Origin of the sequence: Mesorhizobium sp. M7A.F.Ca.US.005.03.2.1, from assembly GCF_003997795.1 — a bacterium.
Taxonomy (GTDB): domain Bacteria; phylum Pseudomonadota; class Alphaproteobacteria; order Rhizobiales; family Rhizobiaceae; genus Mesorhizobium; species Mesorhizobium ciceri.
On record NZ_RZRP01000693.1, the window covers coordinates 1 to 3,408 of the forward strand.

2 protein-coding genes and 1 pseudogene are annotated in these 3,408 nt (G+C 60.5%); all 3 read left to right on the forward strand.

Annotated features, from left to right (window positions below):
* The coding region (locus EN991_RS28475; RefSeq protein WP_164769430.1) for an extracellular solute-binding protein at nt 1-1,809 on the forward strand (1,809 nt) is incomplete at its 5' end.
* 30 nt (nt 1,810-1,839) lie between these two features.
* Nucleotides 1,840-2,937, forward strand: coding sequence for a microcin C ABC transporter permease YejB (locus tag EN991_RS28480; protein ID WP_013527941.1), 1,098 nt, complete (start codon nt 1,840-1,842; stop codon nt 2,935-2,937).
* Nucleotides 2,937-3,408: pseudogene (locus tag EN991_RS28485) on the forward strand (ABC transporter permease); the annotation flags it as partial. The gene EN991_RS28480 and the pseudogene EN991_RS28485, both read left to right, overlap by 1 nt.

The window sequence follows — 3,408 nt, forward strand, 5'->3', positions numbered from 1 at the left end:
CTGTTGCCGGGCCGGGCCTTCGCCGACATTGCGACCGGCATCAAGCTGCATGGCCTGTCCGCCTTCGGCGACCTCAAGTACAAGCCCGATTTCGCGCATTTCGACTACGTCAATCCGGACGCGCCCAAGGGCGGCCAGATGAATTTCGCGCCGCCGAACGCAACCCTCAATCAGAGCTTCCTGACCTTCAACACGTTGAATTTCCTGGTGTTGAAGGGTGAGGCGCCGCCGCGCGCCGAACTCTGTTTCGATTCGCTGATGACAAGCGCGCTCGATGAGCCGGATGCAGTCTATGGCCTGCTTGCCGAAACCGTTGCCCTGTCGCCAGACCGCAACGGTTTCCGCTTCGTGCTGCGACCGCAAGCGCGTTTCCACGACGGCTCGCCGCTGACCGCGCAAGACGTTGTCTTTGCGCTGAAGCTCTATAAGGACAAGGGCCATCCGAACCTTTCCCAGGCGTTGCGGTACATGACCGACGTGGTTGCGGTCGATCCCACCACCGTCGATCTCACCCTCAACGGCAAGCAGTCGGCGCAAAACGTCCTTGCGATCGTGGGGATGCCGATCGTCTCCAAGGCCTTTTACACGGCCAATGATTTCGATGCTTCGACCATGACGCCGCCGCTTGGCTCGGGACCCTACAAGATTGGACGCGTGGCGGCCGGACAGACGGTCGAATATGACCGCGTCGCCGATTATTGGGGCCGCGATCTCCCGGTGAACCGCGGCCTCTACAATTTCGACCGCATCCGCATCGACTTCTATCTTGACCGGCAGGCGGCATTCGAGGCCTTCAAGAAAGGCGACACGCATTTTCGCGAGGAATTCACCTCACGGGTATGGGCGACCGGATACGACTTTCCGGCGCTGAAGGACGGCAAGGTCCTCAAACGGGAATTTCCCGGCGAGAAGACGCCAGACATGCAGAGCGTCGCGCTGAACCAGCGTCGTCCGCAATTCCGCGATGAGCGGGTGCGGCGGGCGATCGCCAGATGTTTCGATTTCGAATGGATGAAGCGGGCCTTGTTTTACGGCTCCTACGAGCGTTCTCAATCGAACTTCGAACGATCGGATTACAAGGCCGAAGGCCTGCCCTCGCCTGACGAATTGGCCCTGCTGGAGCCATTCCGGGCCGAGTTGCCGCCAGAGGTTTTCGGTGAAGCGGTAACACAGCCCCTGTCCGACGGTTCGGGCCATGACCGCAAGCTGCTGGGCGAGGCTTCGAGATTGCTTGCGCAAGCCGGCTGGAAGCGCGACGGCAGTTTCGTCGTCAATGACAAGGGTGAGCGGCTGCGGGTCGAAATGCTGGCGGAGGACGATGGCATCGTTCGTATCTACACCCCGTGGTCGGAGAATATGAAGGCGATCGGGATCGACGCATCGATCCGGCAAATCGATTCGGCGCAGTATGAGCAGCGGCACAGCAATTACGACTTCGATCTTGCCTTGCTGCATTGGTCGATCGGGGCGACGCCGACTGACGACAGCCTGCAGATGCTCTATGATTCCCGCATGGCGAAAATCCCGGGGCAGCGCAACTATCCCGGCACCGAAAGCAAGGCCATCGACGCCCTGATCGCGGCAGCAGCCAAGGCGAAAGACCGTATAGAACTCGTCACGGCGCTCAGAGCGCTCGACCGGGTCTTGCGCGCGCGGCTGGACTGGATTCCAACATACTATCTGGCGAATCACCGCGTCGCCTATTGGGACATGTTCGGCTTTGTCGAACAGAAGCCTGATTTCGGCTTTCCGGTCGAGACGCTGTGGTGGTTCGATAAGGGCAAGGCGGCAAGAATTGGCAAAGGCTGAGATGTTCGCTCAACGAGGGCAGAAGGCCTGATGGGCGCCTATATCCTGCGCCGCATCCTTTTGATGATCCCGACGCTGTTCGGCATCATGGCGATATCCTTCGCCGTCATCCAGTTCGCCCCCGGCGGTCCGGTCGAACAGGTCATCGCCCGGCTGACCAATCAGGGCGGCAGCGACCGCCTCGGCGGTGGTGGCGGCGACGCGGGTGCCGGCGGCAATTTCGATGCCGCCGGTGACGTCAGCTCGAAATATCGCGGTGCGCAGGGGCTCGATCCGGAATTCATCAAGAAGCTGGAAAAGCAGTTCGGCTTCGACAAGCCGCCGCTCGAGCGCTTCGGCATGATGCTGTGGAACTATGCCCGCTTCGATTTCGGCGACAGCTATTTCCGCGACATTTCGGTGCTCGACCTGATCCTGGAAAAAATGCCGGTGTCGATCTCGATCGGGCTGTGGATCACGCTGTTGTCCTATTTGATCTCGATCCCGCTCGGCATCCGCAAGGCGGTCAAGGACGGCACTCCCTTCGACGTCTGGACCAGCGGCGTCGTCATTGTCGGCTATGCCATTCCGGGCTTCCTGTTCGGCATCATGCTGATGGTGCTGTTTGCCGGCGGGTCTTTCTGGGACTGGTTTCCGTTGCGCGGCCTCACCTCGGACAATTGGGATCAATTGTCGTGGTGGGGAAAGATCGTCGACTATTTCTGGCACATGACATTGCCGCTGACCGCGCTGGTGCTGTCGGCCTTCGCCACCACGACGCTGCTGACCAAGAACTCGTTCCTCGAAGAAATCCGCAAACAGTATGTGGTGACGGCGCGGGCCAAGGGTCTGTCGGAACGGCAGGTGCTCTACGGCCACGTCTTCCGCAACGCCATGCTGATCGTCATCGCCGGTTTTCCCGGCGCCTTCATCTCGGCCTTCTTCACCGGCTCGCTGCTGATCGAGAACATCTTCTCCCTCGATGGCCTCGGTCTGCTCGGCTTCCGGTCGGTGGTCGAGCGCGACTATCCGGTGGTGTTCGCCAATCTCTACATCTTCTCGCTGCTCGGGCTGTTCGTCGGGCTCTTGTCCGACCTGCTCTACACCTGGGTCGATCCGCGCATCGATTTCGAGCGGAGAGACGTCTGATGTCGGAGGCTACAGTCCCCGTCGACGCGGCACCCGCGCGGATCAAGCGGCCGTTTCTGTCGCCGCTCAACAAGCGCCGCCTGCAGAACTTCAAAGCCAACCGCCGCGGCTACTGGTCGCTGTGGATCTTCCTCGTCCTGTTCGTGCTGTCGCTGTTTTCCGAGTTCATCGCCAACGACAAGCCGATCATCGCTTCCTACAAGGGCGAAATCCTGTTTCCGGTGTTGGTCGCCTACCCCGAGGAAAAATTCGGCGGCTTCTATGCCGTCACCGACTATCGCGATCCGGTCATCCAGGACGAGATCAACGCCAATGGCTGGATGATCTGGCCGCCGGTGCGCTACTCCTATCAGACGGTCAACAACGCTATTCCCGAAGCAGCACCGGCCAAGCCGTCGTGGCAGTATGACGCCAAGACACGCTGCAATCAGTATCCGCAGGGTGCTGCCGACCCCGCCTGCATCGTCGGCA

Coding starts and splice junctions, on each gene's coding strand:
- EN991_RS28480 (WP_013527941.1), top strand. CDS start 1,840: ATGGGCGCCTATATCCTGCGCCGCATCCTTTTGATGATCCCGACGCTG.